The organism is Mesorhizobium sp. P5_C1 (assembly GCF_054049815.1).
The window spans coordinates 1-7,175 of sequence record NZ_JBFULQ010000282.1 but is presented as its reverse complement, the minus strand read 5'-3'; the positions used below and the strand labels follow the sequence as shown (position 1 = coordinate 7,175).

Genomic DNA, 7,175 nt, shown 5'->3' with positions numbered 1-7,175 from the left:
CATCTGGGGCGAGCACTACGACCGCGAACTCGATGACATTTTCGCCATCCAGGATGAAATCACCCAGATGATTGCAGCCCGCCTCGCCCGGCAGGCGAGAACCGCGATTGCATCGCGCGCCAGGGCCCGGCCGACGGACAACATGTCGGCCTATGAGTTTTACCTGCGGGCGCTGCAATTGGCGGCCGTCTATGACGCCGCACACGAAGCGGAACCGTTTCTGCGCCAGGCGGTAAAGCTCGATCCGCGGTTTGCTGCTGCCCACGCCATGCTCGGCGTTGTCGAGACCCTCAAATTCTTCTGGGTCTACTACAATTCAGATTATCTGCATTCCGCACTGGAGATGGCAAAAACCGCGTTGCAACTCGACCCCGACGGGGCGTATGGCCATCTCGCGACCGGCTTTGCTCTCTTGTACTTGCGCCAATTCAGGCAGGCTGAAATCAGCCTTGACCGTGCGGTTGCCCTGAATCCGAACGACCCGTTCATTCTCAGTATCCGTGCCCTTTTCCTCAATTACACGGACAGGCCGGATGAGGCGCTTGTTGAAATAAACCAAGCCCAGCGCCGCGACCCATACGCTGTGGGATGGTATGAAGACTTTCGCGGCATCATACTGACCACTGCTGGACGATATCGCGAGGCAACGGCCTGCTACGCGAAAATGGCGAGCGTACCGCGGTGGTCGCTCGTTCGTCTTGTCGTCTGCCATTGCGAACTCGGCGAAATCGAGCAAGCGCAAGACGTCCTGGCAAAAGTCAAGGCACATTACCCTGGACTAGGCCTTGACGAGATCGTCGATGCGGAATTGGATTTCTTTGAGGATCCCGCTGTGTGCAGCCGTTACCGCGCCATCCTGGAGCGTGTCGACAGGCAAGAATAAGCGTCTCCCAAGCCGCAGCCCGCTGTGAGCTGTGAGTACCCATCGACCCGTCTCAAGACAACGTGCCGCGTCGGACGGCCCTGCCTTCAACTTGCGCACCTCGCGCAAGGGGCATGCGGTCGGAGGCAAACCAGAGGACGGCGGACTACCGTGCGGCCGCAGGCTTCTCCTGCGCGCCCTGAACAAGCGTTTGCAGCATGGGGCGGGTTGGCGCGAAGAACGTCGTGCCGGTGTGCGGCGTGGAGAAATCGAGCAACCGGTCGTATGCGCCCGGCGGGTCACCGATGTACATTCGCTGCAGCATCTTCTCGGTCACCCAGAGATACCTGCTATAGCCGATAAAATAGGTTCCGAATTCCCGTCGCCCCGGCTGGCCGAACGGCATGTTGTCGCGCAGGATATCGTATCCGTTGCCATCGGCATCCTCGATGGTGGCCAACGACTTGTGCGATTTGCGCGGCGCGGCGTCATCATCGATTTCGATGTTGTCGATCTTGGTGCGGCCGATGATCTCTTCCTGGAGGGGCGTTGGCGTTCGCGCCCACGCATTGAGATCGTGCAGATATTTCTGAACGACGACATAGCTGCCGCCGGCGAAGTCGGCATCTTCGTCGCCGACGAGCGCCGAGGCGGGCAGATCGAGACCGGTCGGGTTGGCCGTGCCGTCGACAAAGCCGAGCAGGTCACGCGCATCGAAATAGCGGAAGCCCGAGACCTCGTCGACGACCGTCACGCCGTCGCCAAGGCTGTCGAGCAGGATGCGCTCGAACTCGAAGCACATGTCGGGGCGTTCGGACCGGATGTGGAAGAGAAGGTCGCCCGCTGTCGACGGCGCCGAATGAACCGCACCCTTGATCGGCGCAAACGGTCTCAGTTCCAGCGGCCGCCGGTCTGGAGAGAGACGATCCCAGAGCGCGCGGCCGATGCCGGCAATGCAGGACAGGTGGCCGGACAGGTCACGGAATCCGACAGTCTTGACGAGATCGTCAAGCCCGCCGAGCACGGCCGCGACCTCGGCCAGGGCGCTTTGCTCGCTGGCGACGGTGACGACAAGAAAGACCGCCGACAACGATAGTGGAGCGTCGACGCTCTGCGCATCGATCGGCACGCGGTCCCAGTTCTTCCCTGACATCCGAAAAATCTCCGCTTTTCCAGGATTTGTTTCAGATCATCCGGCTTCACGCAACTCACGCAACTGCGGATGAGGCATCACGCAACACTGGATGAATTGCCTCTTTATCGACACGCGGATGCAGGTAGAGTGCGGCAGAATTTCAATCAACCCGTTTGGAGCTGATGCTCGCACGTCTGTTCGTGATCTTCGGTGGCCTGTTCGTGCTGGTGCTGTGTGCGGCGCTGGTGGTGCCATATTTTGTCGACTGGACCGGCTACCGCGCCGAATTCGAGCGCGAAGCCAGCGCCATCCTCGGCCGCAAGGTGACGGTGCAGGGCGATGCCACGGCGCGGCTGTTGCCGTTTCCCTCGGTGACCTTTTCCAACGTCACCGTCGCCGGTGGCCCGAATGGTCAGCCGGCCATGACCGTCGAGACGTTTTCGATGGATGCGGAGCTGGCGCCCTTCCTGCGTGGCGAGGTGCTGATCTTCGACATGCGGCTGGTGCGGCCGCAAGCGACCATCGATATTGCCAGCAACGGTACCGTCGACTGGGCGATGCGGCCGTCCTCGCCCTTCGACCTCAACCAGATCTCGATCGAAAAGCTGACGGTAACGGAAGGGCAGATCAAACTCAGCCATGCCGCCGGCGGACGCAGCCATCTCATCTCCGAGATCAATTCGACGATCTCCGCCAAGTCGCTGGCCGGGCCATGGCGCATGGACGGCACACTGCGGCTCGACGGCCTTCGTACCACGGTCGTGGCGTCCACTGGCAAGGCCGAAGGCACCGGGCAAATGCGGCTTCGGCTGAAGGCCGATCCCGATGCCTATCCGCTGGTCATCGAAACCGACGGTAATGCAGGCATCGTCAAGGGTGCCGCCGTCTACTCCGGCCAGTTCAAGATCTCCGGTGCCGACAAGAACAGCGCCGCGCTGCGCGGCAACGACGGCGAGACGGTGAAGGTCAGTGCTGGCAAGCCCGATCCGGGCTTTCGGCTGAACGGCAAGTTTTCGCTCGACCACCAGAAGCTCGGTGTCGACGAATTCCGCTTCGAGACGGGGCCTCTCGACAATCCCTACACCGCCGACGGCAAGGCTTCGGTCGATCTCGGCCTGAAGCCGAGCTTCGCCATCGAGGCCAGTGGCGCGCAGGTGCAGTTCGACGAGGCGGTAGGCGCCGAGGCCGGCGCCGGCGCGACGCTCGACCAGCGCATCGCGGCGCTTGAGCAAGCGTTGCACGAGCTGCCGAAGCCGACCATACCGGGCACCGTCGAGGTCAAGCTGCCGGCGGTGGTCGCCGGCGACACCACGGTGCGCGACGTCCATCTTTCCGCCCAGCCGACCGATGGCGGCTGGTTGGTGGAATCGCTCGCCGCGACACTGCCTGGCCGCACCACGCTGGAAGCCAACGGCATGCTCAGCGTCGAGAATCATTTCGGCTTCACCGGCTCGCTGCTGCTGGCCGTGGCGCAACCTTCTGGCTTTGCCGCCTGGCTGTCGAAGGATGTCGACGAGGCGATCCGCCGACTGCCCGCCGCCGGTTTCAAGGCCACGGTCGATCTCACGGAAAAGCGCCAGGCCTTCAGCGATCTCGAATTGATCCTGGGCAAGGCGAAGTTTTCCGGCAGTATCGATTCCAGCCAGCCCGACGATGCCAAACCGTCGGTGCTGATGCGGCTCGAAGGCGGTGAGCTCGATGTCGACGGGCTGGCAGCCTTCGCTTCGATCTTCGTCAGCGACAAGGGCGCCAACCGCTTTGCCGACCGCGACCTGGATTTCCAGATCAAGGCCGGGCCGGTCAGCGCCGGCGGCCTGACCGCCGACACGGTCGATACGGCGCTGAGGCTGCGCGACGGGTTGCTTGAAATCGACCGACTGTCGTTGGGCGGGTTGGCCGGCGCCTCGATCAGCGCCACCGGCCGGATCAAGGATTTTCCGGCAAGTCCGACCGGTAAGCTCGACGCTTCGGTGGTTGCCGTCGATCTCAAGCCGCTGGTCGACGTTGCTGCCCAGCACTATCCCGACAATGCCGTGCTGAAGGGGCTGGCAAGCCGTGCGGCGGCCTATCCCGAGCTGTTCCAGGATGCGCGCGTCGACCTTGTGGCAAGTGCCGCCGACAATGGCGATGGCACTACGGGGCTGGCGGTGAGCGGCCAAGGCAAGGCCGGCGGCTCGGCCTTTTCGGCATCGCTGTCGGGGAAGGGAGCAGCGGACAAGTTGCTCGAAGCGCCGGTGACGCTGACCTTCAACGCCAGGAACCCTGACGCCACCGCGCTGCTGGCGCTCTACGGCCTGCCGGCGCTGCCGCTCGGCATGCTGGGCGAGGCGAGCACGGACGTTCAGGCCAAGGGCACGCTTGGCGGCGGCCTGGCGACGACTTTCAGCCTCGCCGGCAACGACTTCAAAGCCGGTTTCGAGGGAACCGTTGCGGACACGCCGCAAGGGGCTACCGTCAAAGGCAAGCTCAACCTCGATGCCGCCGACATCGAGCCGTGGCTGATGACGACCGGCATCGGCCTGCCTGGCATGGGCGCTGGCATGTCGGCGTCACTCGCGGCGCAGGGCGACTATGGCAACGGCCTGTTGGTGCTGGACAATCTCAGCGGCGCCCTGAACGAGGCGGCGGTGTCCGGCGACGTCAATGTCGAGGTCAAGGACGGCGTGCCGCATCTGGCCGGGGCGCTGGTGCTCGACGAGCTTGACCTCGATCCGATGGCGGTGGCGCTGTTCGGCGATTCCGCTTTCCTTGCCAATAAGAGTGGGGGCGACAAGAATGGTGGCTGGCCGGCTGCTCCGTTCAGCCAGAAATCCAGCCTGCCGTTCACCGCCGACCTCGACCTGACGACGGCGGCACTTGCCGCCGGGCCGTTCGCCACCGCCTATGACGCTGGCTTTTCGCTCAAGCTCGACCAGGAAGGCATCCGGGTTTCGGATCTCAAGGCGAAATTCCTCAATGGTGCGCTGACTGGCCTGTTCGAATTGAAGAACAATGACGGCACCGGACTTTTCACCGGCCAGATGAAACTGGCCGGCGCCGATCTGGCGACCGTGCTGCCGAATGCCGGCATCAGCGGCAATGGTGATTTCTCGACGGCGCTGTCGACCAGCGGCAAGTCGGTCGATGCGATGGTGGCGGCTTTATCCGGCTCCGGCACGGCGGCGCTGAAGGGCTTGCAGGTCGCCGGCGTCAATCCCGATGCGTTCAACGCGTTCCTCGCCAAGGCGGATGCGATCGGGCGCGACATCGATGCGGCCAAGACCGCCGCCTTCGCGCCGCAAATCGCCGCCGATGGCAGTTTTGCCGCCAAGGATACATCTGTCGCCTTCACGGTTGCCGGCGGCACGGTGCGGGCACCGCCGATCAGCCTGGAGAATCCGGCGGCGACCTTGTCCGCCGACATCATTGCGGACCTCAACACAGCCATGGTTTCCGCCAAGGGGGCGATTACCTATCGGCCCGGCGACGACGCGCTGGTCGGCTCCGAGCCGGTCGTGAACTTCACCGCCGAGGGGCCGTTCGGCGCCGTGAAACGGCAGTTCGACAGCGAGCCGCTGGCACAGTTCCTGACCCAGCGCGCGCTGGAAAGGGAACAGCGGCGCGTCGAGGCGATGCAGGCGGCGCTGCTCGAAAAGCAGCGGCTGCGGCGCGAGGTGCGCTACTATGCGGCGTTGCAGGACGAACGCGACAGGGCGGCCGAGGAACTGCGCCAACAGGAGGAAGCGGCGCGGCTGAAAGCCGAGGCTGACGCCAGGGCAAAGGCGCAAGCAGATGCGCAGGCCCAAGCTGAAGCGGATGCAAAGGCGAAAGCCGATGCCGAAGCGAAAGCCCAGGCAGATGCCGAGGCCGCGGCCCAGCAGCAGGCCGCCGACGAGGCAGCCAAGGCGCAGGCCGACGAGCAGGAGCGGCAGAAGGCGGAGGAGGCAAGACGCATCGCCTCGCAGGAAAAGGCAAGGCTCGAGGCCGAACGCAAGGCCGCGCAGCAGGCCCCGAAGGTGGAGCGTGCGCCGCCGCCGGAGGCCAACGACAGCCCGCCGCCGGCCAAGCCGAAGTCCAATCCGTTCACCATCGACAATCTGCTGAAGTCGTTGCAGTAGCGGAAACTACCGCCGGCGCTGAACAATTGCCTCAGAGGACGGACATCTCGGCGCTGTCCGCAACGTAGCGAGCGTGACGAAAATCGCGAATGGCGGCAAGCCTGCCCGCCTGCCATCCCAGCAGCACGAAGTAGGAAGGCCGCACCGTCGGGTCACTTGGATCGCAGACAAGGACTGCCGGCCTGCCTTCGACGAAGCCCGGCACGAAACGCCAATCCTGGACCGACGAATAATTGCGGAAGTAGGTGCCCACTTGCCCGCGGCCATTCAGCCGCGCCCTGGCCACCAGTTCCAGCCGCACCTCGTCGGCCAGCATGTCGCGCACCGCATCGAAATCGCGGGCGTTGAAGCGATCGATGTAAGCGTCGAGGAGCAGGCGTTCGGACGCACTCAGCCTGGGGGAAGGGCGATCCTCGGGTTCATCGGCGAGCTGGCGCAGGCGGCCGCGGCCACGATGCAGCGCCGCCTTGATGGCCGGAATGCTGGTGTCGAGCATGGCGCTGATCTCCTGCAGCGAATAGCCCAGGACGTCCATCATGATGATGCTGCTTCGCTGTGCGACGGGAAGGCGCATGAAGGTGTGCAGGCCGGCGGCCGCGGCCTGACGATCGACGGTGGGGTTGGCCGGGTCGACGATCATGTCCGGATCCTCATCGGAAAAGGCCTTTTCACGGGCGCGACGGCGCAGAAAATCAAGCGCCGCATTGTGGGCGATGCGGAACAGCCAACCTTCCGGATTCGCTATCGGGCCGGTGTTGGGCAGGGCTTCGAACGCCTTGGCCAGGGCTTCCTGGAGCACGTCTTCACCGTCGATGGCCGAGCCCGTCATGCGGGCGCAGTAGCGGTGCAGCTTGGGGCGCAATTCCCCGAACAGGCGATCGAAGGGATCGCGGATATCGCCAGGGATGTTCATGCGCCTCTATCCCGATTACTCGCCCAGCATCCGATAGCTGCCCACGACGGTCATTTCCTCACGTTGTGGGCGTTCAATGCAACGGTCGCGGATGCCGTTCTGAAAGGCCTCGAATGCCGCAAGCCCGGTGATGAGTTCGGCATGGGCATCAGTTTCCGTTTCGACCAG

Annotated in this window: 3 protein-coding genes and 1 pseudogene; 2 read left to right on the top strand and 2 right to left on the bottom strand. The window is 64.1% G+C overall.

The window, feature by feature from the left end; genetic code table 11:
- Nucleotides 1–883 (top strand): annotated as a pseudogene (locus tag ACXJ7R_RS20405) (winged helix-turn-helix domain-containing tetratricopeptide repeat protein); the annotation flags it as partial.
- 145 nt (nt 884–1,028) lie between these two features.
- Here the strand turns inward: ACXJ7R_RS20405 and ACXJ7R_RS20400 are convergent.
- Entirely contained in the window at nt 1,029–2,015 is a 987-nt protein-coding gene (locus tag ACXJ7R_RS20400; protein WP_457153422.1) for a Dyp-type peroxidase, read from the bottom strand.
- Between the two features lie 164 nt (nt 2,016–2,179).
- Between ACXJ7R_RS20400 and ACXJ7R_RS20395 the strand changes: the two genes are divergently transcribed.
- The gene (locus ACXJ7R_RS20395) at nt 2,180–6,094 is read left to right on the top strand and encodes an AsmA family protein (protein ID WP_457153421.1); all 3,915 of its coding nucleotides are present in this window, start codon (nt 2,180–2,182) and stop codon (nt 6,092–6,094) included.
- A 31-nt stretch (nt 6,095–6,125) separates the two neighbouring features.
- Here the strand turns inward: ACXJ7R_RS20395 and ACXJ7R_RS20390 are convergent, their stop codons facing one another.
- The gene (locus tag ACXJ7R_RS20390) at nt 6,126–7,007 is read right to left on the bottom strand and encodes a sigma-70 family RNA polymerase sigma factor (RefSeq protein WP_457153420.1); all 882 of its coding nucleotides are present in this window, start codon (nt 7,005–7,007) and stop codon (nt 6,126–6,128) included.
- Nucleotides 7,008–7,175 lie beyond the last annotated feature (168 nt).